Source organism: Lysobacter niastensis, assembly GCF_031457115.1.
Classification (GTDB): Bacteria; Pseudomonadota; Gammaproteobacteria; order Xanthomonadales; family Xanthomonadaceae; genus Lysobacter_J; species Lysobacter_J niastensis_A.
Window position 1 is genome coordinate 1,317,422 of record NZ_JAVDVY010000001.1, and the last position, 26,542, is coordinate 1,343,963.

Here is a 26,542-nt window from a genome sequence, read left to right on the forward strand (position 1 = left end):
GGACGCAATCGGGTCCGGATAGGCATTGAAAACGACTTCATCGCGCCGATCGGCCGATTACGCGCCGCTGCGTGCTTGAATCGGCCGGGAAATCGCCTGGGGAACGTGCATGCCGATGGGAATCGCGGGGAAGTGGATGGGGGGCGCAGCGGCCGTGGTCGCGCTGCTTTCGGCGGCGGTCATCGCGCCGGCCCAGGCGCAAGGCTGGCGGTACGTCGGGGATGTCGACCGTGTCGAGGAGTTGGCTGACGGCGTGGTGGTCTCGTGCGGGACCGCCCGGGTTCGTGTCACCGCCTTCGCCGATGGCGTGTTCCGGGTCCAGTTGGCCCCGGCCGGCGCTTTTGACGGCGATGCCTCCTGGGCGGTCGTGCAGCCGGCCGCACGTGCGAAGGTGTCGGTGGATGACCGTCGCGACGCGGTAGTCGTCAGAAGCGGGGACATCATCGCGACCGTGCGCAAATCGCCGCTGCGCGTCGAGTTCGCCGATCGCTCCGGGCGCGTCCTGCTGGCCGATGCACACGACGCGCCGATGGCGTGGGCCGACACGGCACACGGCCCGCGCGTGCGCACCTGGAAGGCGATGCCGGCCGACGAGCATTACTACGGACTGGGCGACAAGGCCGGTCCGCTGGACCGCCGCGGACGCGCCTTCACGATGTGGAACACCGACGCCTACGCCTGGCAAGGCCATACCGATCCGCTCTACAAGTCGATCCCGTTCTTCATCGGCCTGCGCCAAGGCACGGCGTACGGCGTGTTCTTCGACAACACGCACCGCAGCAGCTTCGATTTCGGCAAGGAGTCCGAGGGGTATTTCTCCTTCGGCGCCGAAGGCGGCGAACTCGACTACTACTTCATCGCCGGGCCGCAGCCGGCGCGCGTGCTGGAGCGCTACACCGCGCTGACCGGACGCACGCCGCTACCGCCGATGTGGGCGCTGGGCTTCCAGCAGTCGCGCTACAGCTACACGCCGCAGGCTCGGGTGCGGGAGGTCGCGTCGATGCTTCGCAAGGAGCGCATTCCTGCCGACGCGATCTACCTGGATATCGATTACCAGGATGGCTACGCGCCGTTCACCGTCGACCGCAAGGCGTTCCCTGACTTCGAGCGGATGATCGCCGACTTGCGCGCGCAAGGACTGCGCACGGTGCTGATCACGGACCTGCACATCAAGCACGATCCAGGGAAAGGCTACGCCCCGTTCGATTCCGGCTTGCGCGAGGACGTCTTCATCCGCAATCCCGATGGGACGCTCTACATCGGTCCGGTGTGGCCGGGCGACAGCGTGTTCCCGGACTTCACGCTGAGCCGCGTGCGCGACTGGTGGGGCGGGCTGTACCGCGACTTCGTGTCGATGGGCGCGGCCGGCTACTGGAACGACATGAACGAACCGTCGGTGTTCCGAGTGCCCGGCAACACGATGTCGCTGGACGCCGTGCACCGCCTGGACGATGGCGACAAGCGCGACCACCGCGCCATCCACAACGTCTATGGCATGCTCAACGCACGGGCGACCTACGAAGGTCTGCTGAAGCTGCAACCGGACCAGCGCCCGTTCGTGCTCACGCGCGCAGCCTACGCGGGCGCGCAGCGTTATGCCGCGACGTGGACCGGCGACAACACCGCCAGTTGGCACCACCTGGCGCAGAGCACGCCGAACCTGCTGAGCCTGGGACTGTCGGGCTATGCGATGGCCGGCGACGACATCGGCGGTTTCATCGGCTCGCCACCGCCGGACCTGCTGACGCGCTGGTTCCAGTTGGGCGCCTTCAACCCCGTGTTCCGCAACCACGCCGCCACCGACACCCGTCCGCACGAGGCCTGGGTGGACGGACCAGCACACGAGGCGCTGCGCCGCCAGGCGATCGAACAGCGCTATCGCCTGATGCCGTACCTCTACACGGCGGCCGAGGAAAACGCTCGCACCGGACTGCCGATCATGCGGCCGGTGTTTCTGCAGTATCCGCAGGCGGAAAGCTTCTATGGCAACGACCGCGACTTCCTGTTCGGCGCCGACCTGTTCGTGGCGCCGGTCGCCAGCGAACTGCTCGATGCGCATGCGGTGTCGCTGCCGCCGGGGCATTGGTACGAGCTCGGTACTTCCCGTCGCCATGCCACGCCGAAAGAGCCGCTCAAGATCGATCCGCGCCCGGACACCGTGCCGCTTTACGTGCGTGCCGGCGCGATCGTGCCGATGCAGCCGCTGGTGCAGCACACCGGCGAACAGCCGGTCGGGCCATTGCAGTTACAGGTCTACCTGCCGATGGCCGGCGAGGGCGTGTGCGCCGGCTCGCTGTATCAGGACGACGGCATCAGCGAAGCGTTCCGCCGGGGAGCTTTCCTTCGTATCGGCTACGCCTGCGAGGTGTCACGGCGTGGTGCGGCGATCAATGCGCATGTCGCCCACGATGCTCATGCGCCATGGTGGCGCGATGTCGAACTGACGTTGTTCGGTGTCGAACGCAAACCTGCGTCGATGCGAATCGATGGCCAGTCGGTTGCGGACTGGCACTACGACGCGCAGGCGCGAAAGCTGGTTGCGACGGTGCGCGATGCGCGACGCGACTGGCGCGTGGAATTGTCGTACTGATTCGCTGCTTTTCCTTCTCCACGTGTGGGAGAAGGTGTCCGAAGGGCGGAGTCGTACTGATTCGTAGCTTTTCCTTCTCCCCTTGCGGGAGAAGGTGCCCGAAGGGCGGAAGAGGGGGCTGCTCTTGCCTCGGCGTGCCCACTCCCTGCCGCCTGGGAGGGGGCGTCAGTTCGACCAGGGCCGCGACAAGGTCAGCTTCACCGCGCGCACGCCCGGCATCGCGCGCAGCGCGCCGGGCAGGTCCGCATCGACGCGAACCGAACTGGTGCCGTTGAGATCCAGCATGCCCGCCGCGCCCGCGCGCAGCAGGTCCAGGCGCAGCGGCGTGGCACCTGGTCGCTTTTGGGCCAGCAGGTTGTCGATGCGCTGCCAGGTTCCGGGAACCCGCAGGTCGAGTCGCAGCGACAACCGCTGCGCATGCTTGGCGCAGATCTGCTCGTAGTCCCAGCAGCGTGAGGCGCGCAACGCGAAGCCGCCGCTGAAGCTGTCCTCGCGCAATCCGCCCTGGATCACCAGCAGGCGGTCGCGCACCAGCATCGCCGCGAACTCGCTGTAGTTCTCGGCGAAGAACGCGCACTCCAGGCGACCACGCCCGTCCTCGATCTGCACGAACATCTGGCTGTCGCCCTTCTTGCGCAGACCGATGACCTGGCCGGCGACGACGGTTTCGACTTCCTGGCGCCAGCTTCCGCGGGTAGGCTCGGGGCGGTTCTCCCAGATCTTGTCCAGGTCGCCCAGATCGTGCCCGACCAGTCCGCGCAATTCATCGCGATATGGATCGAATGGATGGCCGCTGAGGTAATGGCCCAGCGTCTCGCGCTCGCCGTTGAGGATCTGCGTCAGCGGCCACTCGTCGGTCTCGGGCAGGTCGATGTGCAGCGCCGGGGTAGCGGTCTCGCCGCCGCCGAACAGCGACACCTGGCCGGCGGCGCGCTCCCGGGCGAGCTGATCGGTGGCCTTGAGCACTTCAGGCAACTGCAGCATGAGGCTCGCGCGATTTTTGCCGAGCTTGTCCAGCGCGCCGGCCTGGGTCAGCGCTTCCAGCGCACGACGGTTGAGCTTGCTGCTGTCCACGCGCTTGCAGAAATCGAGCAGACCCGCGAATGACCCTGCGCGGCGCGCGTCGACGATCCCCTCGCAGGCGCCACGGCCCACGCCCTTCACCGCGCCGATGCCGTAGCGGATGGTCGTACTGTCCTTGGCCTCGAACATGTAGGCCGATTCGTCGACGTCCGGCGGCAGCACGGTCAGGCCCATCACCCGGCATTCGTCGAGGAAGCCGGTGACCTTGTCGGTGTTGTCCATGTCCGAGGACAGCACGGCGGCCATGAACTCGGCAGGGTAGTGCACCTTCAGCCAGGCGGTCTGGTAAGCGACCAGTGCGTAGGCGGCCGAGTGCGACTTGTTGAAGCCGTACTCGGCGAACTTCTCCATCAAGTCGAAGATCGGGCTGGCCTGCCTGGCCGCGATGCCGCGCTCAGCGCAACCGGCCTCGAACTTGGCGCGCTCCTTCGCCATCTCCTCGGGCTTCTTCTTGCCCATCGCGCGACGCAGCATGTCGGCGCCGCCGAGCGTATAGCCCGCCAGCACCTGCGCGATCTGCATCACCTGTTCCTGGTACACGATGACGCCGTAGGTCGGCGACAGCACCGGTTCCAGCGATTCGTGCGGGTAGGAGACTTCGGTATTGCCGTGCTTGCGGTCGACCCATTCGCGATCCATCCCCGAACCCAGCGGGCCCGGACGGAACAGCGCCGCCAGCGCGATGATGTCTTCGAACGTATCGGGCCGCGCGCGCTTGAGCAGCTCGCGCATGCCGCGCGATTCGAACTGGAACACCGCGACCGTGTCACCGCGCGCGAACAGTTCGTAGCTCAGTTTGTCGTCCAGCGGCAGCGCTGCGATGTCGAGCGGCTCCTGGCCTTCCGACGCGCGCCGTTGGTTGATGGCCTTGACCGCCCAGTCGATGATCGTGAGCGTGCGCAGGCCGAGGAAGTCGAACTTGACCAGGCCGACGGCCTCGACGTCGTCCTTGTCGAACTGCGTGACCGGATTCCTGCCGCGACCTTCGCCGTCGTGTTCGGCGAACAGCGGGCAGAAATCGCTGAGCGGGCTGGGCGCGATCACCACGCCACCGGCGTGCTTGCCGGCGTTGCGGGTCAGGTCTTCCAGGCTGCGCGCCAGGTCGAGCAGGTCGCGGACGTCGTCTTCCGAGTGGTAACGCGCGATCAGGTCGGGTGAGGCGAGGGTGTTGTCCTTCCTGGCCGCTTCCGACTCGCCCAGTGCATCGTCGAGGCAGATACCCAGCGTGTTGGGAATGAGCTTGGCGATGCCGTCGACGAAGCCGTACGGGTGGCCGAGCACGCGGCCGGAGTCGCGCACCACGGCCTTCGCCGCCATGGTGCCGTAGGTGATGATCTGGCTGACGCGGTCGCGGCCGTACTTGCGCGCGACGTAGTCGATGACCTCGTCGCGGCGGTCCATGCAGAAGTCGATGTCGAAGTCGGGCATCGACACGCGTTCGGGATTGAGGAACCGCTCGAAAAGCAGGTCGTACGGCAGCGGGTCCAGGTCGGTGATGCCGATCGCCCAGGCGACCAGCGAGCCGGCGCCCGAACCACGGCCAGGACCGACCGGAATGTCGTGGTCCTTGGCCCAGTTGATGAAGTCGGCCACGATCAGGAAGTAGCCGGGGAACCCCATCTTGATGATGACGTCCAGCTCGATTTCCAAGCGCGCGTCGTAGTCTTCGCGGGTCTTGCCGGGCGCCAGCGGATTCTTATCCAGGCGCTTGTCCAGTCCCTCGCGCGCGCTGTTGCGCAGCCAGCTCTCGATGGTGTGCTCGCTGGGCACCGGGAACGCAGGCAGCGCGTATTCGCCCAGCTTCATCTCGACGTTGCAGCGGGTGGCCAGCGCCACCGCGTTGTCGATCGCGTCGGGAACGTCGGCAAAAAGCTTTGCCATTTCCTGCGACGACTTCAGGTACTGCTCGGCGCTGTAGTCCTTCGGACGCTTTGGATCGTCGAGCACGCGCCCGGAGGCGATGCACACGCGCGCCTCGTGCGCCTCGAAGCCGTCGGCGTCGATGAAGCGCACGTCGTTGCTGGCCACCACCGGCAGGCCGCGCGCGGCGGCGGCATGCAGGGCGAAGGCGTTGAACGCTTCCTCGCCATCGCGGCCGCTACGGGTCAGTTCCAGATGCAGGCGATCGCCGAAGGTGCCGCGCCAGTCGGCCAGCCACGCCTCGGCCAGTTCGTGGCGGTTGCTGGTGGCCAGTCGTCCGGCCAGGCTCTGGCGGCCGGCCAGCGCGAACAGGCCGCCGTTGTCCTCGCGCAGCCAGTCGGGACGGATGGCGACGCCGTCGAGGCGATGGCCTTCCATCCAGGCGCGGGAAAGCAGGCGCGACAGGGTCAGGTAGCCGACGCGGTCGCGGCACAGCAGGGTCATGCGCGAGGGCGTCTCGTTACCGTCGGCCAGACCGATGTCGGCGCCGATGATCGGCTTCAGGCCGGCGCCTTCGGCGGCCTTGTAGAACTTGACCGCGGCGAAGAGGTTGTCGAGGTCGGTCAGTGCGACCGCAGGCTGGCCGAGCGCGACGCAGCGCTTCACCAGCTCGCCGATGCGGATCGTCGAGTCGGCGAGCGAATACTCGCTGTGCAGGTGGAGATGAACGAAGGGTGCGGACATGCGAAGCCGGGCGTGCCAGCAGGCAGGTTATCAGCACGGCCGCAGGGAACAAGCCTTGACAGGACCGGCGCGAAGGGGAGGCACGTGCCCCCCGTAACTGGCGATCCGGGCATCGTCGATTCCGGAGCCTTCGAACCTTCAGCCGACCCGGAACAGCGTCGAGGTCGTGATCCACGGCGGCGCGTAGTGCGCTTCACGCACCGCATGCGTCTGCTGCCACAGCGCCAGTTCGTCGAGCCGGTCGTTGACCCATTGTTGGCGCTGCTCGGAGGCCCCGCCGCCGGGATGGGCAAGCTTGCGGTAGGCGCAGAAGTCGCGGAAGTCCTCGATCTCGCTGGCGAAGGCCGGCCAGGACAGTTCGATCAGCAGCACGTCGTCCAGCTGGCCGAGCATCGGCACGCGGTCGGCGATCAGGTCGTCGTCGCGGTCGATGTAGTCGAGCAGCTTGGCCACGCGCGCACGCATCGCGTAATCGCTGTCCCATGCCGGATCGGTGACCATTGCGCGCAACTCCTGCACGCGCTCCAGGCGGGAATCTATGACGTGATGGGCATTGTCGGCGGACAGGTTCAAAAGCCAGTCCACCAGTTGTTGCAGGCGTTCGATGTCGACGCGCGGCGCATCGGCGTGGATCTCGTGCAGCAACGCATCGAAATGCGCCACGGCCGCGGGCGACAGCGGCACCGCATCACTGTGTGAACGCATGCCCAGGCCACTGTAGAGGTGGTCGAACGGCAAGGGTTCAGAGGTGGGAGTGGGATGTGGCATGCGCATGGCGCACCTCGCTTCCGGCCCATTGGTCGGAGCCCGCGCCGCGGCCGGCATTCAGCGCGAGCCGTTCCGCCATCCCTCTGCCGGGGGATGCAGGATCATCATGCGCCCTTGCGGCCGTGTTGTCCTGCGCCTGAAGTCGCCGTGACCGATGGGGCTTGGCGGAAGGGGGAACGAAAGAGGCCACCCGTCGGGTGGCCTCTTCGCGCTCTTGAGTCATCGCGGTGCGAACCATAAATAGCCCTGAGTTGTTGCTTCAGTGGACGAAGAACAGCGGGGTGGATGCGGACAGGTAGCTGCTCTCGCGAACCTTGCGCTGGTGTTCGGCCAGCACGGCTTCGTCATAGCGGGCCTGCTCATAGTCGTCGCGGGTGAAGGCGAACCCGTTGACGGCGCATCCGCGTTCGCGGGCCTCCATGGAGCGCAGGCGGCAGAAGTCCAGGTAGTCGTCGACTTCGGCGGCCAGCTGCGGCCACGCCGTTTCCACGACGATGGCATCGTCCATGCGCCCGACCTTGGGCAGCCAGTCAGGAAGCAGGTCATCATGGCCGCGGGCGTAATCGACAATCGTTTTGGCGGTATTGACAGTATCGTTGGCAGGTGCCCACGATCCGTCGGCGACCATCTGCTCGACCGCCGCGATCTTGGTCAGGCGCTCGCGGATGCAGGCCGGGGCGGAGTCCAGGATGCTGCGATCGCACAACTCGCGGGCAGCGGAGACCAGCTGGTCGCGATCGAACGAGTCCTGCCTGCCAAGCTTGGCGAGCAGCTGGTTGAAGCGATCGACGCTTTCCATGGTCAGGTCGAAGCCATTGATGAGGTGCCGGCGGCCCACGCCAATGAACGGGCGGTACAGGATCGCGGGCAGCGGGTTCGGAATGGAGATGCTGGCGTTCATGGCGTAACTCCGGGAGGTGGTGGGCGTCTCTTGCGGCGCCGGGACAGAGTCCTCCACCGGCGTTCGCCAGTCATGAGGCCGGGATGCGCCTTCGCGCATCCTCCCCGCAGGTTGATGAGGTTCCTATGAGGTTTTGCCGATGGAGCCGATCGGGATGCCAGGCCAAGGTGGGCCGACCAGCGAGATCTACCGCTTCGACGACATCGTCGTCGACGCTGGTGCGCATACAGTTCTACGCGCGGGACAACCGCAGACCATCGAGCCCAAGGCGTTCTCGGTACTGCTGGTCCTGCTCAGGCACAAAGGTGAACTGGTAGCGCGCGACGATCTGCTGGACGAAGTGTGGGGACATCGCCACGTCACCCCGGGCGTGCTCACCCGGGTGATTGCGCAGCTGCGACACGTGCTCGGCGACGACTCGCAGCACCCCCGCTACATACAAACCCAGCATGCGCTCGGTTACCGGTTCATCGGTCTGCCACGGCGCGATTCCGATTACCCCGATACGTCCGTGAATGCGCTGGGAGAATCCGAGCCCGCGGAAACCATCGTGGCGGTGAGGCAGTCGGTGCCGGCGTCATTGAAGCTGGCCGCCAACGAGCCGCATCCCCCGAATGGGGGGCTTGGGCCTGAGCATGACCGCAGGCACGACGACCGCCACCATCCGCAGTTGGTCAGTGAGCAGGTGGAGAGTCGCGGTGTGCGCCGGATTATGGCGAATCTGCTTGGCTGGGGCGGATTGCTTGCTCTGCTCACCGCGTTGGCGATCTGGATGGCGCAACGCGCGCAGCCTGCCCGCGCGGCCGAGGCGTCCATCGCGGTGTTGCCGTTCACCAGCCTCAGCGAGAACAAGAGCGACGGCTACTTCGCCGATGGATTGACCGTGGAAATGCACGATGCGCTGGCGGGCGTGCCGGGATTGAAGGTGATCGCCGCCCCCCAGAGTGGTGGGGTGAAGCAGGGTGACGCCAAGGCGCTGGGCGCGCAGCTGGGCGTGGCGACGCTGCTCGACGCGAGCGTGCGCCGCGAGGGAGCGCGCGTGCGCATCAATGCACGGTTGACCGATGCACGCACCGGTTTCACGTTGTGGACTCAGAGCTACGATCGAGAGACCTCCGACGTGTTCGGCCTGCAGAGCGAGATCGCCAACGAAGTCGTGCAGTCGCTGCTGGGTGTGCTGCCGAGCGACGGACAGGCGCTGGCGCGGCGCCTGGCACCCACGCGCAACATTGCCGCCTACGACGCCTACCTGAAAGGGCGCCAGCAGCTGCAGGAGCGCGTGGGCGATGCCAACCCCGACAGCGCGATCAACTACTTCCGCGGCGCACTGGCCATCGATCCCGGTTTCGCGCGCGCCCAGGCGGGGATCTGCCGGGCCGAAATTACGCGATTCGAAGCCGCACGCGATGCGACCGCTTTCGATCGCGCCCAGACGGCATGCAAGCGCGCATCCGGCATGGACCCCAGCCTGCGCGAAGTCAGCCTGGCACTGGGTGAGTTGCATCGCACCCGAGGCGAGTACGACCAGGCGATCGAGCATTACACCCACGCGCTGGAGGATCCGTCCTTGCGCGCCGATGCCTATCTCGGCCTGGCCCAGTTGGCGAGTGCGCAGGGGCGCAATCCACTGGCGACGGATTACTTCGAGCGCGCACGCAAGCTTCGTCCACGCGATCCTCTCGTGTTTCGGGAGCGCGGCTATCACCTTTACACCAGCGGCGACGTGGCCGGAGCCATCGAGTCCTATCGAACCGCGGCCGCGCTGCAGCCGGGCGATTACCGGACCTGGTATGCCTTGGGCGGCCTGTATCAGGTCAAAGGCGACAACGTCCAGGCCAGTGCGGCTTTCGAGCGCTCGCTGCAGATCAAGCCCAACTATCCTGCGCTGAGCAACCTGGGGACGCTCAAGTTCGACAGCGGCGCCTATGCCGAAGCGGCGGACCTGTACCGTCATGCCGTCGAACTGGACCCGAGCGACTTCCGCCTCTGGGGCAACATCGGCGACGCCCTTTCGGCGGCGTCGGTGGATCCCGTCGAGGCGCAGGAGTACTACCGGGAGGCTGCCTTGCGGGCGGAGCGCTACCTGAAGATCAGGCCCGACGATGCGCAGGGTTTCGCGCAACTGGCCTGGTACAGCGCCAACCTGGGCGACAAGACAAAAGCGCGGGACATGCAGGGCAAGGCCGAGGCGCTGGCGACCGAGCGTGGCGAGGTCGCGCTGTGGGGCGCGCAGACGATGGCGGTACTGGACGATGCCGAAGCGGCTCGCGAACAGATGGCCAAGGCGCGTGCCGAAGGAATTCCGCAGCAGCGGATCGAATCGATTCCCGTGCTGCGGCGACTGCTCGGCGAGGTTGCATCCGTGCCCAAGCCTTCGACGAAGCAGTGATCACAAGAATCAAGGACAGGGGACCACCCACTCGCGAGGTCGCACCATGCCTAGCATCATCATCAGAAGCGGAAATCCTCCCACCGCCACTCCGGACGAACTGGAAGTCGGACCCGGCGAGGACTTCGAATTCGAAGGAGATACCGCCTTCACGATCGAGTTCACCGAGGACTCTCCCGACAAGAATGACCCGGACAAGAAACGCAAGTCGTCCAAGAACAACGGGAAGGACAAGATCAAGATGAAGGCAAAGGACATCAAGAAGAAGTACCCCTACCAGATCGTGATCGGCGACTCGTCCGCCGACCCGGCCATCATCATCAAGTGATCCGAATGAGCGGCACGCCCTGGTGGATGCGGCACCCGACTGCGGCGCCGGGATCAACAGGCAGGCAGTGACAGTTGACACCGAACTGGGGGCTCAACAACAAGAAAGGTGCAGGTATGAGAGTCGAGGTGATAAAAATAAACGGGAAGATCGATCGGAAAGACGTGGAGGTCTATCCGGGCGAGAGGTTCCTCTTTCAATGCCGCCAAGCGTTTGAGGTTATTTTCTCCGGTGATTCGCCGGACTGGGGTAACCCGGACCCGCATCGAGCCTCATTTCCGGAAGGCAATGAGCATGTCATCAGGATGACCGCTCGCGATAAGGCGGACAGATACCCCTACGTGCTCAAGGTCAACGGCGTGGCGATCGACCCGGCCATCATCATCAAGTGATCGCGAAAGGAATCTCGCCGCACGTCGTGATCGAAGCGACATCCGGAGCATCGATGCCCAATGCCGCACGCACCGGCGCGAAACTGCGCCGATGCTGTTCGCAGGGGCCGTGTGCGGCCAGGGCGGCGAGGTGGGCCGGGGTTGAGTAACCCTTGTGCTCGTCGAACCCGTACTGCGGCCATCGCGCATGCAATTCGAGCATGTGCCGATCGCGCGCGACCTTGGCCAGGATCGAGGCGGCCATGATCGAGCGGTCGCGGGCGTCGCCGCCAATCCACGCCTCGGCCGGGCACGGCAGGCGGCGCGGCAGGCTGTTGCCGTCGATGCGTGCGATGTCGGCGGCGTGCGCGACGGCGGTGATGACGCGCGCCATGCCGGCCATCGTCGCCTGGAAGATGTTGATGCGGTCGATCTCCTCGACCTCGACGAACTCGATATGCCAGGCCACCGCGCGTTCGATGATGCGCTCGTAGAGCGCCTCGCGGCGCGCAGCGGTGAGCTGCTTGGAGTCGTCCAGTCCGTTCACTGGCGTGCGGCCGGGGGCGAACACGACCGCCGCCACTACGACTGGGCCGGCGAGCGGCCCGCGACCGGCCTCGTCGACGCCGGCGATGCGCAGCAGGCGGCTGTCGCGTTCGCTGGGCAGGCCCAACTGAAGCTGGCCGACGTCATCGGCCATGGGGCACCGCCAGCAGTTCGGCGACCGCATCGGCCGCCTGCGCGGAGGCGTCGCGGCGCAATTGCAGGTGCAGATCGCGGAAGCGCGGCTGCAAGGCCAGGGCCGCGACCGGATCGCGCAGCCAGTGCAGCACCGCGGCGGACAACTTGACCGGCTCGCAGTCGCGCTGCATCAGCTCCGGCACGATCTGCTCGCCGGCCAACACATTGGGCAGCGAGTAGCTGTCGACCTTGAGCAGGCCCAGGCCCTTCACCAGCGCATAGGTGGTGGGCGCCACCTTGTAGGCGACCACCATCGGGCGCTTGGCCAGCATCGCTTCCAGCGTCGCGGTGCCCGAGGCCAGCAGGATCACGTCGCTGGCCGTCATCAGCATGCGCGCCCGGCCCACCAGTTCGCGCAGCGCCCGTGACAGCGCGTCGCGGTCGGGATGTGCGTTGAACACGCGCTTGAAGGCGGCGTGGGCGTGCATGTTCGCCATCGGCACGACGATCTGCAGTTGTGGGATTTCGGCCAGCACACGCGCTGCGGCCGCGAGGAAATCGGGACCCAGGCGCTCGATTTCGCCGACCCGCGAGCCCGGCAGCAGCGCCAGCACGGGACGGTCGGGGTCCAGGCCCAGTGTCCGTCGGGCGCCGATCGGATCCGGTTCGAGCGGCATCTCGTCGGCCAGTGGATGCCCGACGAAACGCGCATCGACACCATGGCGTGCATAGATGGCCGGTTCCATCGGAAACAGGCACAGCACGCGATCGGCGCTGCGTCCGATTTTCTTCGCGCGCCCCTCGCGCCAGGCCCATACCGACGGACTCACGTAATGGACCGTGCGAACGCCACGCCGCTTCAGCCACTTCTCCACGCCGAGATTGAAATCGGGCGCGTCGATGCCGATGAATACATCGGGCTTCCAGGCCAGCACTCGGGTGCGCAACTCGCGCCTCAGGCGCAGCAGGCGGGGCAGGTGGCTCAATACTTCCGACAGGCCCATCACGGCCAGTTCCGAGGCATCGAACCAGGCGTCAAGGCCCGCGCCACGCATCGCATCCCCGCCAATGCCGGCAAATTCGGCATTGGGGTAGCGTTTGCGCAGTTCGTCGATCAGGCTGGCGCCGAGCAGGTCCCCGGAGGCCTCCCCGGCGACCAGGGCGATGCGCCTGGGACGAGCGAGTCCTGCAGGCTGCGACGGAGGCGATGCGGGAATCGACAAGGCGGACTCGGGGCGGCGTTTTGCGTGGACGCTATTCTGCCCTTGTCCGCCGCAGGCGGGGTAGCGCAGCGCGTCCCAGTCAGGCGAAGGTGCGGACGAGGCCGTCCGCAGGAGCGTTCAGCGCAGCAGCGGACGGTCGCCGGCGTCGATGAACTCCAGCACGGCGCGCACGTCTTCGCTGCCGTCGGCCAGTTCGGCAAGCTTGGTGCGCGCTTCGTCCAGCGAGGCGCCGGACATGTACAGGGCACGGTAGGCCCGCTTGATGGCGCTGATGCGTTCGGCGTCGAAGCCGCGGCGCTTGAGGCCTTCGCTGTTGATGCCGCGCGGGCGGCCGTAGCCTTCCTGGGCGACCATCACGAACGGCGGCACGTCGCCGTTGACGAACGCGCCCATGCCGATGAACGCGTGCGCGCCGATACGGCAGAACTGGTGGATGCCGGCGAAGCCGCTGAGGATGACGTGGTCGCCAACGGTGACGTGGCCGGCCAGCGTCGCGTTGTTGGAGAACACGCAGTGGTTGCCGACGACGCAGTCATGCGCCACGTGGGTGTAGGCCAGCAGCCAGTTGTCGTGGCCGATGCGGGTGACGCCGCCGCCGCTGCCGGTGCCGCGGTTGATGGTGGTGAACTCGCGGAACAGGTTGCGATCGCCGATGACCAGCTCGACGCGTTCGCCCTGGTACTTCTTGTCCTGCGGTTCGCCACCGATCGCGCAATGGCCGATGAAGCGGTTGTCGCGGCCGATGCGGGTCGGCCCCTGGACGCTGCAGTGCGGACCGAAGCGTGTGCCCTCGCCGACTTCGACCTCGTTGCCGATATAGCAGAACGCGCCCACGTGCACGCCGGCGCCGAGCTTCGCGCCCGCGTCGACCACCGCGCTGGGATGGATGAACGCGTCCGCCATGATCAGGCTTGGACCTCGGCGCACAGGATCTCGGCGCAGGCGGCCTGTTCGCCGTCGACGCGGGCGATGCAGGTGTACATCGCCATGTTGCGGATCACGCGCTTGAGCGTGACCTCGAGTTCGAGCCGGTCACCCGGAACCACCATTCGCGAGAACTTGGCGCCGTCGATCTTGACCAGGTAGAACAGCTTGCCCTCGGTGCCGGACTGGTGGGAGAGCTGGGTCAGGATGCCGCCGGCCTGCGCCAGTGCTTCGATCACCAGCACGCCCGGCATCACCGGATGCCCCGGGAAATGGCCATTGAAATACGGTTCGTTGATGCTGACGTTCTTGTAGGCGAGCACGCGCTTGTGCGCCTCGAACTCGACCACGCGGTCGACCAGCAGGAACGGATAACGATGCGGCAGCATCGCCTGGATCGCAGTGACGTCCAGAGGGAGTTGCAGAGAGTTCATCATGATTCCTTGTCGGCAGCATTGACGCGCCTGGTAAGCGCATCAAGCTGCTTGAAACGGGCGGCGTTCTTGCGCCAGCTGCGATTGTCCATCAACGGCGTGCCCGACGAATACTCGCCGGGTTCACGGATCGAACTGGTGACCAGGCTCATGGCGGTCACCACGACCTTGTCGCAGACCTCCAGGTGCCCGAGTACGCCGGCGCCGCCGCCTATCAGGCAGTAACGGCCGATCCGCGCGCTGCCGGCAACGGCCGAGCAGCCCGCCATCGCGGTGTGGGCGCCGATGTGGACGTTGTGGCCGATCTGGATCTGGTTGTCGAGGCGGACGTCCTCCTCGAGCACGGTGTCGTCGATCGCGCCGCGATCGATGCAGGTATTGGCGCCGATCTCGCAGTCATTGCCGATCACCACGCCGCCGAGCTGCGGCACGTTGAGCCAATGACCTGCTTCCATCGCCAGGCCGAAGCCGGCGGCGCCGATCACCGCGCCCGGATGCACGACCACGCGCTGGCCCAGGCGGACGCGCGCGACCAGGGTGACGCGTGCGACCAGCTCGCTGGCGGAGCCGACGACGCAATCCTCGCCGATCACGCAACCGGCGCCGATCACGGCGCCGGCCTCGATGCGGCTGCGCGCGCCGATGCTGGCGTGCGGGCCGATATACGCGCTGGCATCGACCTGTGCGCTGTCGTCGATCACCGACGAGGGATGGATCCCGGGTGTGCGCAGCGGCCGCGGCTCGAACAGTGCGGCCAGCTTGGCGAAAGCCACGTACGGGTCCTTGGCGATCAGTGCCGTGCCGGAAAATCCGTCGGCATCCTCTTCGCGCATGACCACCACGCTGGCGTGGCTGTCGGCCAGCTGGCTGCGATATTTGGGATTGGCCAGGAACGCCAGCTGGCCCGCCTGCGCGCGCGCCAGCGTGCCGACGCCGCGGACCCGCGCCGAGCCGTCGCCGCGCAGGCCGAGCGCGAAGCGCCCGGCGAGTTCGGCGGCGTCGAACGAAACCTGTGACACGGGAATGCCTTTGCGTGCCGGCGGGACTTAGAACGAGCCGCCGAAGGTGAACTGCAGGCGTTCGATCTCGTCCTCGTCTTCCTTGCGCAGCGGGAAGGCATAGCTGATCGAGATCGGACCCATCGGCGAACGCCACATCAGCGCCACGCCGGCCGAGGAGCGCAACTCGCCCGCATCCCAGTTGTCGATTCCGTCGTAGACGTTACCGACGTCGAAGAACGTCGAGACACGTGCCGCCGGGGTGTCGAGCAGGGTGGGGAAGTACATTTCCAGCGAACCGATCGTCTTCAGCGAGCCACCGATGGGCTGCGAGAACGTGCTGCCCGGGAACGGCACGTCGCGCGGGCCCAGGGTGTTGTCGGTGAAGCCGCGCACCGAGCGCACGCCACCGGCGTAGAAGTTCTCGAAGAACGGCAGGCCGTCGGCGGTAACCACGCGCGTGGTGCCGTCCGGATCGGTCAGCACGCGCGTGGTGGCATCGCCGTAGCTGTCGCCGTAACCGAGCTCGGTGCGCGTGTTGAGCACGAAGTGGCGCGACAGGGGCCAGAACTTGGAATAGTTGTAGTTGAGCTTGTAGTACTCGACCGTCGAGCCCGGCAGCGCGACTTCCGCCGAGATGCGCTGGACGCTGCCGCGCGTGGGGGTCAGGAAATTGTCCAGTGCCTGGCGCGCCCAGCCCAGTTCCATGCGCCAGGCATGGAAGGTGCGCTGGCCGAGGGCGTCGATGTAATCGACGATGCTCTCCGGCGTCGAGCCGCGGAAGGTGAAGATCTCGTTGCTGTCGATGCCGAGCATCGCCGACACGGAGTCGGTCTCGGTGATCGGTATGCCCAGCACCATCTGCCCGGCACCGCTGGTGCTGGTGTACTGGGCGGTGTTGTAGTCGGAGTTGTCGAACTCGCGCCACCACAGGTTGTAGCCCAGCGACACGCCGGTGTCGGTGAAGTACGGGTTGACGAACGAGAAGTCGTACCGCTGCAGGTAGTCACTGCGCTGCGCCTGCACCGAGATGCGGTTGCCGCTGCCGAGGAAGTTGGTCTGCGACAACTGGACCTGCGCGGTCAGACCGGACAACTGCGAGAAGCCCAGGCCGAACACGAAGCTGCCCGAAGTGGTTTCCTTGACGTTGTAGACCACGTCGACTTCGTCGCTGCTTCCGGAGACCGGCTGCGTCTCGACATCGACGGTCTCGAAGTAGCCCAGGCCCTGCAGGCGGATCTTGGAGCGGTCGATCGCCGCCTGCGAGTACCACGAGCCTTCGAACTGGCGCATTTCGCGACGCAACACTTCGTCGCTGGTGCGGTTGTTGCCCTTGAATACGACGCGGCGCACGTTGACGCGCGGGCCGGGTACGACCTGCATGTTGATACCGACGGTCTTGCTTTCCTTGTCGACGTCCGGGATCGGATTGACCTGCGCGAAGGCGTAGCCGATGTTGGCCAGCCGCGCGGTGATCGCCTCGGAGCTGAACTCCAGCAGGCGGCGCGAGAAGATCTGGTCGGGCTTGACCACCACCAGCTTCTCGATCTGTTCCTTCGGCAGGATCGTGTCGCCGGTGACCTGCACGCTGGACACCTTGTACTGGTCGCCCTCGCTGATGCCGGCGGTGATGAACATGTCCTGGCGGTCGGGGCTCATCGAAACCTGGGTGGAGTCGATGCTGAAATCGACGTAGCCGCGGTCGAGGTACCAGGAGTTGAGTTTTTCCAGGTCGCCGGACAGCTTCTCGCGCGAGTACTGGTCGTCGCGGCGGTACCAGCTGAGCCAGTTGTGCTCGGCCGACTCCCAGCTTTCGACGATGGGCTTGTCCTCGAACTTCTCGTTGCCGATCAGGTTGATGTGGCGGATCTTGGCCGCCTTGCCTTCCTTGATGGCGATGGTGACGTCGACGCGGTTGCGATCCAGCCGCGACACGGTGGGCGTCAGTTCGACGTTGTACTTGCCGCGGTTCTGGTACTGGCGGGTCAATTCCTGGGTGACGCGGTCCAGGCTGAGGCGGTCGAACGTCTCGCCCTCGGCCAGGCCGATGTCCTTCAGGCCCTTCATCAGGTCCTCGGTCTTGAGGTCCTTGTTGCCGGTGACGGTGAGCTTGTTGATCGCCGGGCGCTCGGTCAGCGTGACGATCAGGATGCCGCCCTGGCGGTCGATGCGGACATCCTCGAAGAAGCCGGTCTTGTAGAGCGCGCGGATCGCCTCACCGGTGCGTGCCTGGTCGACCGTGTCGCCACGCTCGATCGGCAGGTAGGTGAATACCGTACCGGCGGAGATGCGCTGCAGGCCATCCAGTCGGATATCGGTGACGGTGAAAGGCTCCACCGATCCCTGGGTGACCGCCGACTGGGCCCAGACGGGGAACGCCGGGGCCGAGACGAGGGCCGAGGCGAGGGCAAGGGCAAGCAGGCGGCGGGCAGGGTGTCGCGTCATCATCACGTCCGGTTGGGATTCTTTTTTGCCTGGCGCGGGACTGGCCGGCGCAGGGCTTGGGGTCGAGACTTCCTGTCCACGGGGCAAGGCCGGCATCAGCGCACCAGGTTGTTCACGATGTCGTTGTAGAACGCCAGACCCATCAGCCCCGCGATCAACGCCAGACCGATGTACTGCCCGGCGGCCATGACGCGTTCGCTGACCGGGCTGCCCTTGACCAGCTCGATAAGGTAATACAGCAGGTGACCGCCGTCCAAGATTGGGATCGGCAGCAGGTTCAGGATGCCCAGGCTGAGCGACAGCAGGGCCAGCATCGACAGGTACCACGCCGCCCCGTGCTGGGCGTAGGCGTTGGCCGCGCGCGCGATCGTGATCGGGCCGGCGACGGTGTTCTGCACCGAGACGCGGCCGCTGAAGGCCCGGCCGATCATCGCGACCAGTTCGCTGGCCTGGTGCGCCGTTTCGCGGAACGCCGCCGGAATCGCCGCGACCGGGCCGTAGCGCAGCACCGCGTCCTTGCTCGGTTCGGCCGGGGCCGTGGAGGCCAATCCCAGCCCCCAGTAGTAGGAACCGTCCGCGGCGCGCATGCGCGCGGGTGCGAGCTCGAAAGCGAGGCGATCGCCGTTGCGCTGCACCTCCACCATCGCCGAGCCGCCACGCTGGCCCAGCTTCTGGACCGCCGGACGGATGTCGTCAAAGGATTCGATGGGCTCACCGTCGATCGCGGTGATGCGGTCGCCTTCGGCCAGCACGCCCCAGGCCGGCGTGTCCGGTGCGACACGGCCGACCACCGTCGGCATCAGCGCATGGCGCGGCGTCAGGCCGGTGACTTCCACGGCGCGGCGCTCGTCGAAATGCTCGGGCAGTTTCGACAGGCGCAGTGTGCGCACGACTTCGTCGGTGCGCCCGTATGGTCGGATCTTTAGCGCAATGTCGCGATGATCGAGTGCGGCGGGAATCAGCGCCAGCTGCGCCTCGCTCCAGGTCGGCGTGGCGCGGTCGTCCACGGCCAGCACCGTATCGCCGTGGCTCAATCCGGCCGAGGCGGCGAGGCCGGTGGCCTGGCCGACGACCGGGGCAAAGTCGGGGCGTCCAATGACGAACATCGCCCAGAACAACCCCACGCACAGCATCAGGTTGGCGATCGGGCCGGCGGCGACGATCGCGATGCGCTTCCATACCGATTGCCGGTTGAAGGCGCGCGGGATGTCGGCCGGAGGCACCTCGCCTTCGCGCTCGTCCAACATCTTGACGTAGCCGCCCAGCGGAATCGCGGCGATCACGTATTCGACACCGTCGCGACCGCGACGCGTCCACAAGGCCTTGCCGAAACCAATCGAGAAGCGCAGCACCTTGACGCCGCAGCGGCGCGCGACCCAGTAGTGGCCGAACTCGTGGAAGGTGACGAGCACGCCAAGACTGACGATCAGCCACCAGACCGAGCCGAAGAATTCGCTCATGCGCTTGCCCTGGTGGTGGCCTGTTCGGCGTGCCGCCGCGCCTGCGCATCGGCATCGCGCAGTGCCGCCAGCGATGAGGCCGGGGTGGGAGGAAGCGCGGTGAGGGTGTCCTCGACCAGCGCCGGTATCGCTAGGAAACCGATCCGGCGCTGAAGAAACGCTGAAACGGCGACCTCGTTGGCCGCGTTGAGCACGGCCGGGGCCGTGCCGCCGGCGGCCAGGGCCTCGAAGGCCAGGCGCAGGCAGGGGAAAGCGGCCAGGTCCGGTGGCTCGAAATCGAGGCGGCCATGGGCCAGCAGGTCCAGGCCGCCGACGCCCGAGGCCATGCGCTCGGGCCAGCCGAAGCCCACCGCCAGCGCCGTACGCATGTCCGGCAGGCCCAACTGGGCGAGCGTGGAGCCGTCGATGAATTCGACCAGCGAATGCACCAGGCTCTGCGGGTGCACGAGCACCTGGATGCGGTCGCCGTCCACGCCGAACAGGTGGTGCGCCTCGATGACCTCCAGGCCCTTGTTCATCAGCGTGGCCGAGTCGACCGAGATTTTCGGGCCCATCGACCACTTGGGATGGGCGATGGCCTGCTCGGGAGTGACCCCGGTCAGTTCCTCGCGGCGGCGACCGCGGAATGGCCCGCCCGAAGCAGTCAGAAGAATGCGTTTGAGGCCGGCGTGCGCGTGCGCGTCGGGCAGGCACTGGAAGATCGCGTTGTGCTCGCTGTCGACCGGCACGATGGTGGCGCCCGCCTCGTGCGCGGCCTGCATCAGCAGTTCGCCGGCGAGCACCAGCGATTCCTTGTTGGCCAGCAGGATGCGCTTGCCTGCGCGCGCGGCTGCCAGCGTGGACGGCAACCCCGCCGCTCCCACTATCGCGGCGACCACGGTGTCGCAGGCGTCGCCAGCCACCAGCGCTTCGAGCGCGTCGTCGCCGGCGTGTGCCTGGGTCGACAGACCGGCGTCGCGCAAGCCGTCGCGCAGCGCGGGGAAGCCGATGTCGTCGGCGATTACCGCGTGCTCGGGACGATGCGTGCGGCACAGCGCCAGCAATGCGTCCACATTGCGGCCGGCGGCGAGCACGGTGGCCCGCAGCGATTGCGGATGGCGCGCGATCACGTCCAGCGCGGAAGCGCCGATGGATCCGGTGGCACCCAGTACGGCTACGCGACGCATCATTACAGGCCCGGCCCGATCATCCAGCACGATCATTCATCTCGATCAGAAGCCCAGCACGGCCTTGCCGAGGGCGAATACCGGCAAGGCCGCCAGGACGCCGTCGATGCGGTCGAGGATACCGCCGTGCCCCGGGATCAGGTTGCCCGAATCCTTCACGCCGGCATGGCGCTTGAGCAGGCTCTCGAACAGGTCGCCGATCACCGAGAACAACACCGCGAACAGGGCGACCAGCGCCACGGCCGGCAGTTGCGAAGGGTTCGCACCCGCGAACAGGGCAAACAGCACGCCGACCACGATGCCGGCCACGACACCGCCAAGCAGTCCTTCGATGGTCTTGTTAGGGCTGACGCGCGGCGCCAGCTTGCGGCCCGCGAAGAAGCGGCCGCCCAACTTGCGGCCGGCGAAATAGGCGCCCGAATCGGCCGCCCAGACGATCGCGAGCGAGGTCAGCAGCCAGCGATGACCATTGGGCTGGCTGGCGTGTATCCAGGCCAGCGCACACCACGCCGGGATCATGCTCAACGCGCCCGCGGCGAGCTTGAAGACGCGGGCATGCGTGTCGTGGTCGCTGGCGAAGTCGTAGCGACCCAGCCACAGCAACGCCACCAGCCACCAGACCACGCCGATCACCGACACCAACTGGAACAGCACCAATGTGTAACCGACGCTGGAGCGCGATGCCCACACCAGCGCGACCACCAGCGCCAGGTTGGCCGCCAGCAGCACGGTGCGCGACAGCGTGTCCTCGATCTCGGCCAGGTCGAACCACTCCCACAGCCCGATCATGAACAACACGGCTGCCAGCGCCACCAGCCACGGCGTCGGCAGCAGCAGGATCGCCGCAATCGCCAGGGGCGCCATCACCAGTGCAGCGAGCAGGCGGGTTCGGGTCATTCAGGGGTCTCGGTTTGGGTCGTGGCAGCCGTCGGGGCCACTTGGGAGCCGGTCAGGCCGAAGCGGCGTTCGCGGCCGGCATAGTCGTCCAGGGCGCGCTGCAGTGTCGCCACATCCAGCTCGGGCCACAACAGATCGGTGAACCACAGTTCGGTGTACGCCAGTTGCCAGAGCAGGAAATTGCTGATGCGGGTCTCACCGCCGGTGCGGATGAACAGATCCGGCGGCGGCAGGTCGGCCAGACAGGTGCGTGCGGCCAGGGCGGCCTCGTCCACGTCCTCCGGTGCCAGCCGGCCGGCCGCGACGTCCTGCGCCAGCGAGCGCGCGGCCTGGGCGATGTCCCAGCGGCCGCCGTAGCTGGCGGCGATGGTCAGGTGCAGGCGGCTGTTGGCCTGCGTGCGCGACTCGGCACCTTCCATCTGCCGACGGATCGCATCGCTGAAACGGCTGCGATCGCCGATGAAGCGCACGCGCACGCCACGGCGATCGAGTTCGTCGACTTCGCGTTCCAGCGCTCCCAGGAACAGCTTCATCAAGCCGCCGACTTCGTCCTCGGGGCGGCCCCAGTTCTCGCTGGAAAACGCGAACAGGGTCAGCGCCTGGATGCCACGCTCCAGGCAGAAGTCGATGCAGACGTTGACCGCGCGTGCGCCGGCGCGATGGCCGATGATGCGCGGCCGGCGACGGCGTTGGGCCCAGCGCCCGTTGCCGTCCATGATGACGGCCAGATGGTGCGGGACGCGCGCGGGCGCGGCATTGGCGGATTCGGAAGACATGGCGGGACGGGTAGACCCGTCAAACCGCCATAAGTTCTTGCTCTTTGGCCTTGACCACTTCGTCGACATCCTTGATCGCCGAATCGGTGATCTTCTGGATCTCGGTTTCGGTGCGGCTCGCGTCGTCCTCGGTGATCTGCTTTTCCTTCAGCAGTTCCTTGACCTGGTGGTTGGCGTCGCGACGGATGTTGCGGATCGCGACCTTGGCGTCCTCGCTCTCGCTGTGCACCAGCTTGGACAGCTCCTTGCGGCGCTCCTCGGTGAGGGCGGGCAGGTTGAGGCGGATCACGGTGCCGGCGGTGGTGGGGGTCAGGCCGAGGTCAGAGGCGAGGATCGCCTTCTCCACGGGGCCGACCATCTGCTTCTCCCACGGCGTGATCGTCAACGAGCGCGCGTCGGACACGGCCACGGTGGCGACCTGCGACAGCGGCATGTCGGAACCGTAGTAGTTGACCTTCAGATGATCGACCAGCGCGGTCGTGGCGCGGCCGGTGCGGATCTTGATCAGGTCGTGGCGAAACGCATCGACGCTCTTGGCCATTCGGGTCTGGGCGTCTTTCTTGATCTCGTTGAGCATCGCCGGCTCCTGTCCTGTAACGGTAATCGCGGGATTATATAGAGCGGGGCCCGCGGCCGCGAACCGGCACCTTCGAGGCGGCTGTCAATGTCCGTGCGCGTGGCCGTGCGGGGCTCGCTCGTGGCGGTCGTGCTCGCAGCCGCGGCCACGCTCGACCTGCAAGGTCGGATGGTTGATGCCGAAGCGATGGTCGAGTTCGTGGTTCAGCTCGTCGATGAAGGCGTCGTGGTCGCGGTCGTCGGGCCGCACCAGATGGGCCGTCATGGCGATCTCGCCCGCGCCCAGCGACCAGATGTGCAGGTGGTGGACCGCCACCACGCCTGGCCGGGATGCCAGGAACTCCTGCACCTGCGTCTGCTCGATGCTGGCGGGCACGGCATCCATCGCGGCATTGAAGCTTTCGCGCAGCAGGCCGAACGCGCCCAATGCGACCACCACGCCGATCAGCAAGGCCGTCACCGGGTCCAGCCACGTCCATCCCAGCCACCACATGCCCGCGCCGGCGACGACGGCCGCCAGCGACACCGCTGCATCGGCCAGCAGGTGCAGGAAGGCGCCACGGCGGTTGAGGTCGTGGTCGTGCCCGTGGCGCACCAGCCATGCGGCGCCCAGGTTGACGGCGATGCCGACGGCGGCCACGAGCATCACCGGCAGGGCGGGGATTTCCGGCGGGGCGCTGAAGCGGCGCACCGCCTCCCAGGCGAGTGCGCCGGAGAACGCCACCAGCAACAACGCGTTGGCCAGCGGAGAGAGCAGGGTGGCGCGGCGCCAGCCGTAGGTATGTCGCGCCGTGGGCGTGCGCTTGGCCAGCACGGCCGCGCCCCAGGCCAATCCCAGGCCGAGCACGTCGCCCAGGTTGTGCAGCGCATCGGACAACAGCGCCAGCGAGTTGGTGGCGAAGCCGTAGCCCGCCTCCAGTATCGTGTAGGCGAGATTGATCAACGTGACCGTGGCGAAGGCCCGGGTCGTGTTGAGGCTGTGGTCGTGATGTGAATGGCCCATGCGGCGAATCGTGGCATGCCGGGCCCATGAACACTATTACGGCGTTACCGGGCTGCGCCCGGGAACCCCCAAAGTTTGCTGCGCGAATTTCGGGTCCCGCTGTGCGCTTCCGTACCCCATTCGCACCTGCGGTGCGAATCGCCCCTGACTTAGGGGCTGGGCTTCGCGTCAGGCGTTGTTGCGACCGTGCACGAGCGTACCGATGTCCTCGCCGTGCAGGATCTTCAGCAACTGGCCCGGATGGCCCATGTCGAAGATGCGCAGCGGCAGGTCGCTGTCGCGGCACAGGGCGAAGGCGGCGGTATCCATGACCTGCAGGTCGCGCATGATGACCTCGTCGTAGCTCAGCTTCTCGAAGCGCACGGCGTCCTTGTGCTTCTTCGGATCCTTGTCGTACACGCCATCGACCTTGGTGGCCTTGAGCAGCAGGTCGGCGCCGATCTCGATCGCGCGCAGCGCCGCGCCCGAGTCGGTGGTGAAGAACGGGTTGCCGGTGCCTGCGGCAAAGATGGTGAGGCGGCCCTTCTCGAGATGACGCACGGCGCGCCGGCGAATGTAGTCCTCGCACACGTCGTTGATCTTGATGGCGCTCATGACGCGGCACTTGGCGCCGAGCTTCTCCAGCGCGTCCTGCATCGCCAACGCGTTGATCACCGTGGCGAGCATGCCCATCTGGTCGCCGGTGACGCGGTCCATGCCGCCGGCGGCCAGGCCGGCGCCGCGGAAGATGTTGCCGCCGCCGATGACCAGTGCGATTTCGGCGCCCGCCTGCTGGGCTTCGATGACCTCGCGCGCCAGGCGGCTGATCATCTTCGGGTCGATGCCGTAATCCTCGTCTCCCATCAGCGCCTCGCCGGACAGTTTGAGCAGGACACGGCGATAGGCGAGCTGGGACATGGCGACCTCGGAGGAGTGGCGGGCGGCGGGATTGTACGGGATAGGGCTGTGGGGCCGGCGTGGCGACGTGGCGGCCCCACCGGGAACCCTTGGGCCCCACAAAAAGGAAAGGCCGCGATCGCTCGCGGCCTTTCCGGTGCTGCGTGAAGCGGCGGCTTACGCCAGGCCGGCCTGCTTCATGACTTCGGCGGCGTAGTCCTCGACCACCTTCTCGATGCCTTCGCCGACCACCAGGCGCTGGAAGCCGACCACGTCGGCGCCGGCGGCCTTGACCGTGGCTTCGACGCTCAGGTCGCTGTTGAGCACGTACGGCTGGCCGTACAGGGTGACCTCGTTGATGATCTTGGCGATCTTGCCGCTGATGATCTTCTCGAGGATCTCGGCCGGCTTGGACTTGTCCTTCTCGGACATCTTGGCCAGTTCGATTTCCTTTTCCTTGGCGACGAACTCGGCCGGCACGTCGGCGGCCTTGTTGTGCGGAGGGTTCATCGCGGCGATGTGCATCGCCAGGCCGCGGGCCAGTTCGGCGTCGCCGCCCTTGACCTCGACCAGCACGCCGATCTTGCCGCCGTGCACGTAGGCAGCGACGTTGTCGTTGCTGCTGACGCGGGCCATGCGGCGGATCTGGATGTTTTCGCCGAGCTTGGAGATCGCGGCGGCACGGGCTTCCTCGACGGTCTCGCCGGAGGCCAGCTTGGCGGCCTTCAGGGCTTCGATGTCGGCGGCGCCGGAGGCCAGGGCGGCCTGGGCGACGGCGTTGGCGAAGGCCAGGAAGTTCTCGTCCTTGGCGACGAAGTCGGTCTCGGAGTTGATCTCGACCAGCACGGCCTTGCCGCCGTCCTGGGCCACCGCGACGCGGCCTTCGGCGGCCACGCGGTCGGCCTTCTTGTCGGCCTTGGCCAGACCCGACTTGCGCAGCGCTTCGGCTGCCGCGTCGATGTTGCCGTTGGTCTCGGTGAGCGCCTTCTTGCACTCCATCATGCCGGCGCCGGTGCGCTCGCGCAGTTCCTTGACGAGGGATGCGGTGATTTCAGCCATGGGGTTTACCTCGTAATGTGTGAAAACGTCATCCCCGCACGAGCGGGGATCCATGGCGCCGTGGCGCCGCTGGACTCCCGCCGGAGCGGGAGCGACGAGCAAAATCGGTGCGGCCGCGCAGCATGGCGCGGCTGCATGACGCGGGTCTTACTCAGCGTCCTTCTTGGCCGCCTTCTTGGCCGGGGCGCGTCCACGCGGGGCCTTGCGCTCGGCACCGGCTTCCTCGCCCTCGGCCTCGGCGAAGTCTTCCTCGCGCACGCTGGCGGCCGACGGAGCGGCGGCCTTGCCTTCGAGCACGGCGTCGGCGGCGGCGCGGGCGTACAGCTGCACGGCGCGGATGGCGTCGTCGTTGCCCGGGATGGCGTAGTCGACCAGGGCCGGATCGTAGTTGGTGTCGACGACGGCGATGACCGGGATGCCAAGCTTCTTGGCTTCCTTGATCGCGATGTCTTCGTGGCCGATATCGATCACGAACAGCGCGTCAGGCAGACGGTTCATGTCCTTGATGCCGCCCAGCGAGGCTTCCAGCTTGTCGCGCTCGCGACGCAGGCCCAGCACTTCGTGCTTGACCATCTTCTGGAACGTGCCGTCGGTCTCGGCGGCTTCCAGATCCTTCAGGCGCTGCACCGACTGCTTGACCGTGCGGAAGTTGGTCAGCGTGCCGCCCAGCCAACGCTGGTTCATGTACGGCATGCCGCAACGCTCGGCTTCTTCCTTCATGGAATCGCGCGCCGAGCGCTTGGTGCCGAGGAACAGGATCATGCCGCGCTTCTGCGCGACGCCCGAGATGAAGTTCATCGCGTCGTTGAACAGCGGAACGGTCTTCTCGAGGTTGATGATGTGGATCTTGCCGCGGGCGCCGAAGATGTACGGGCCCATCTTCGGGTTCCAGTAACGGGTCTGGTGACCGAAATGGACGCCGGCTTCCAGCATCTGGCGCATGGTGATCTGGGGCATTGCTTTAACTCCAAGGCAGTGGAACCGGCCGCC

Annotated in this window: 22 protein-coding genes; 4 read left to right on the top strand and 18 right to left on the bottom strand. The window is 66.8% G+C overall.

Annotated elements, in window-relative coordinates:
• Positions 1-109 precede the first annotated feature (109 nt).
• Positions 110-2,590: a glycoside hydrolase family 31 protein gene (locus J2X06_RS05995; RefSeq protein WP_310059596.1), complete on the top strand. Its 2,481-nt coding sequence runs from the start codon at positions 110-112 to the stop codon at positions 2,588-2,590.
• A gap of 165 nt (positions 2,591-2,755) precedes the next feature.
• Here the strand turns inward: J2X06_RS05995 and dnaE are convergent, their stop codons facing one another.
• The 3 genes from dnaE to J2X06_RS06010 all read right to left on the bottom strand — a co-directional run bounded on the left by dnaE (position 2,756) and on the right by J2X06_RS06010 (position 7,946).
• Positions 2,756-6,277, bottom strand: a complete 3,522-nt coding sequence (gene dnaE / locus J2X06_RS06000; protein ID WP_310059599.1) for a DNA polymerase III subunit alpha — start codon at positions 6,275-6,277, stop codon at positions 2,756-2,758.
• 138 nt (positions 6,278-6,415) lie between these two features.
• The gene (locus J2X06_RS06005) at positions 6,416-7,051 is read right to left on the bottom strand and encodes a hypothetical protein (RefSeq protein ID WP_310059601.1); all 636 of its coding nucleotides are present in this window, start codon (positions 7,049-7,051) and stop codon (positions 6,416-6,418) included.
• A gap of 253 nt (positions 7,052-7,304) precedes the next feature.
• Positions 7,305-7,946: a hypothetical protein gene (locus tag J2X06_RS06010; protein ID WP_310059603.1), complete on the bottom strand. Its 642-nt coding sequence runs from the start codon at positions 7,944-7,946 to the stop codon at positions 7,305-7,307.
• Between the two features lie 139 nt (positions 7,947-8,085).
• Between J2X06_RS06010 and J2X06_RS06015 the strand changes: the two genes are divergently transcribed.
• From J2X06_RS06015 to J2X06_RS06025, 3 genes are all read left to right on the top strand, one after another.
• Complete coding sequence (locus J2X06_RS06015) at positions 8,086-10,335, top strand: tetratricopeptide repeat protein (protein WP_310059604.1); 2,250 nt, start codon at positions 8,086-8,088, stop codon at positions 10,333-10,335.
• Positions 10,336-10,381: 46 nt separating this feature from the next.
• Complete coding sequence (locus J2X06_RS06020; RefSeq protein ID WP_310059606.1) at positions 10,382-10,663, top strand: hypothetical protein; 282 nt, start codon at positions 10,382-10,384, stop codon at positions 10,661-10,663.
• Positions 10,664-10,737: 74 nt separating this feature from the next.
• Positions 10,738-11,055, top strand: a complete 318-nt coding sequence (locus J2X06_RS06025) for a hypothetical protein (RefSeq protein WP_310059608.1) — start codon at positions 10,738-10,740, stop codon at positions 11,053-11,055.
• Here J2X06_RS06025 and J2X06_RS06030 read toward each other — a convergent pair.
• From J2X06_RS06030 to rpsB, 15 genes are all read right to left on the bottom strand, one after another.
• Positions 11,048-11,734: a ribonuclease HII gene (locus tag J2X06_RS06030; RefSeq protein ID WP_310059610.1), complete on the bottom strand. Its 687-nt coding sequence runs from the start codon at positions 11,732-11,734 to the stop codon at positions 11,048-11,050. The genes J2X06_RS06025 and J2X06_RS06030 overlap by 8 nt on opposite strands.
• Positions 11,724-12,938, bottom strand: a complete 1,215-nt coding sequence (lpxB, locus tag J2X06_RS06035; protein WP_310059612.1) for a lipid-A-disaccharide synthase — start codon at positions 12,936-12,938, stop codon at positions 11,724-11,726. Before lpxB ends, J2X06_RS06030 begins: the two co-directional genes overlap by 11 nt.
• 117 nt (positions 12,939-13,055) lie before the next feature.
• A complete protein-coding gene (gene lpxA, locus J2X06_RS06040; protein WP_310059614.1) occupies positions 13,056-13,841 on the bottom strand; it encodes an acyl-ACP--UDP-N-acetylglucosamine O-acyltransferase in 786 nt (261 codons plus the stop codon).
• A 2-nt stretch (positions 13,842-13,843) separates the two neighbouring features.
• Entirely contained in the window at positions 13,844-14,299 is a 456-nt protein-coding gene (gene fabZ / locus J2X06_RS06045) for a 3-hydroxyacyl-ACP dehydratase FabZ (RefSeq protein WP_310059616.1), read from the bottom strand.
• Complete coding sequence (gene lpxD, locus J2X06_RS06050; RefSeq protein WP_310059618.1) at positions 14,296-15,315, bottom strand: UDP-3-O-(3-hydroxymyristoyl)glucosamine N-acyltransferase; 1,020 nt, start codon at positions 15,313-15,315, stop codon at positions 14,296-14,298. Before lpxD ends, fabZ begins: the two co-directional genes overlap by 4 nt.
• A gap of 27 nt (positions 15,316-15,342) precedes the next feature.
• The gene (gene bamA, locus J2X06_RS06055) at positions 15,343-17,739 is read right to left on the bottom strand and encodes an outer membrane protein assembly factor BamA (protein ID WP_310059620.1); all 2,397 of its coding nucleotides are present in this window, start codon (positions 17,737-17,739) and stop codon (positions 15,343-15,345) included.
• A 95-nt stretch (positions 17,740-17,834) separates the two neighbouring features.
• Positions 17,835-19,199 carry an RIP metalloprotease RseP gene (gene rseP, locus J2X06_RS06060; protein WP_310059622.1) on the bottom strand — a complete coding sequence of 455 codons (1,365 nt, stop codon included), beginning with the start codon at positions 19,197-19,199 and terminating at the stop codon, positions 17,835-17,837.
• Positions 19,196-20,368, bottom strand: a complete 1,173-nt coding sequence (locus tag J2X06_RS06065; RefSeq protein ID WP_310059624.1) for a 1-deoxy-D-xylulose-5-phosphate reductoisomerase — start codon at positions 20,366-20,368, stop codon at positions 19,196-19,198. Before J2X06_RS06065 ends, rseP begins: the two co-directional genes overlap by 4 nt.
• 42 nt (positions 20,369-20,410) lie before the next feature.
• Positions 20,411-21,262 (bottom strand): phosphatidate cytidylyltransferase, encoded by an 852-nt coding sequence (locus J2X06_RS06070; RefSeq protein WP_310059625.1) that lies wholly within the window; start codon positions 21,260-21,262, stop codon positions 20,411-20,413.
• Positions 21,259-22,038: a polyprenyl diphosphate synthase gene (uppS, locus tag J2X06_RS06075; RefSeq protein WP_310059627.1), complete on the bottom strand. Its 780-nt coding sequence runs from the start codon at positions 22,036-22,038 to the stop codon at positions 21,259-21,261. The genes J2X06_RS06070 and uppS overlap by 4 nt, the downstream gene beginning before the upstream one ends.
• A 19-nt stretch (positions 22,039-22,057) precedes the next feature.
• Positions 22,058-22,615 (bottom strand): ribosome recycling factor, encoded by a 558-nt coding sequence (gene frr, locus J2X06_RS06080; RefSeq protein WP_310059629.1) that lies wholly within the window; start codon positions 22,613-22,615, stop codon positions 22,058-22,060.
• Positions 22,616-22,699: 84 nt separating this feature from the next.
• On the bottom strand, positions 22,700-23,617 hold the full coding sequence (locus tag J2X06_RS06085; RefSeq protein ID WP_310059631.1) for a cation diffusion facilitator family transporter: 918 nt from the start codon (positions 23,615-23,617) through the stop codon (positions 22,700-22,702).
• Positions 23,618-23,785: 168 nt separating this feature from the next.
• On the bottom strand, positions 23,786-24,514 hold the full coding sequence (gene pyrH / locus J2X06_RS06090) for a UMP kinase (protein ID WP_310059632.1): 729 nt from the start codon (positions 24,512-24,514) through the stop codon (positions 23,786-23,788).
• 156 nt (positions 24,515-24,670) lie between these two features.
• Positions 24,671-25,552, bottom strand: a complete 882-nt coding sequence (gene tsf, locus J2X06_RS06095) for a translation elongation factor Ts (RefSeq protein WP_310059634.1) — start codon at positions 25,550-25,552, stop codon at positions 24,671-24,673.
• Between the two features lie 147 nt (positions 25,553-25,699).
• Positions 25,700-26,509, bottom strand: a complete 810-nt coding sequence (gene rpsB / locus J2X06_RS06100) for a 30S ribosomal protein S2 (protein ID WP_310059636.1) — start codon at positions 26,507-26,509, stop codon at positions 25,700-25,702.
• Between the last annotated feature and the right edge of the window lie 33 nt (positions 26,510-26,542).